This window comes from Bacillus cereus group sp. BfR-BA-01383, assembly GCF_022663495.1.
Lineage (GTDB): Bacteria > Bacillota > Bacilli > Bacillales > Bacillaceae_G > Bacillus_A > Bacillus_A cereus_AU.
Window position 1 is genome coordinate 1 of record NZ_JAKUFP010000124.1, and the last position, 332, is coordinate 332.

The following is a 332-nucleotide window of genomic DNA, read 5'->3' on the forward strand; positions in this document are numbered from 1 at the left end:
CCTCCACCATTCTAGCCGACTTAGCTCAATTGGTAGAGCAACTGACTTGTAATCAGTAGGTTGGGGGTTCAAGTCCTCTAGTCGGCACCAGCAACTATGGCGGTTGTGGCGAAGTGGTTAACGCACCGGATTGTGGCTCCGGCATTCGTGGGTTCGATTCCCATCAGTCGCCCCATTTTTTCTTGAAATAATTAATATGCGGGTGTGGCGGAATTGGCAGACGCACCAGACTTAGGATCTGGCGCCTTTGGCGTGGGGGTTCGACTCCCTTCACCCGCACTTTTAATAAAATAACTCATACATGTCTTGCGGAAGTAGTTCAGTGGTAGAAT

Annotated in this window: 3 tRNA genes; all 3 read left to right on the plus strand. The window is 50.0% G+C overall.

Annotated features, from left to right (window positions below):
- The first annotated feature begins 14 nt into the window (after positions 1-14).
- The 3 genes from MR065_RS27230 to MR065_RS27240 all read left to right on the plus strand — a co-directional run bounded on the left by MR065_RS27230 (position 15) and on the right by MR065_RS27240 (position 279).
- Positions 15-90, plus strand: a tRNA-Thr gene (locus MR065_RS27230).
- A gap of 9 nt (positions 91-99) precedes the next feature.
- A tRNA-His gene (locus MR065_RS27235) sits at positions 100-175 on the plus strand.
- A gap of 23 nt (positions 176-198) precedes the next feature.
- Positions 199-279 (plus strand) — tRNA-Leu (locus tag MR065_RS27240).
- Positions 280-332: the final 53 nt, after the last annotated feature.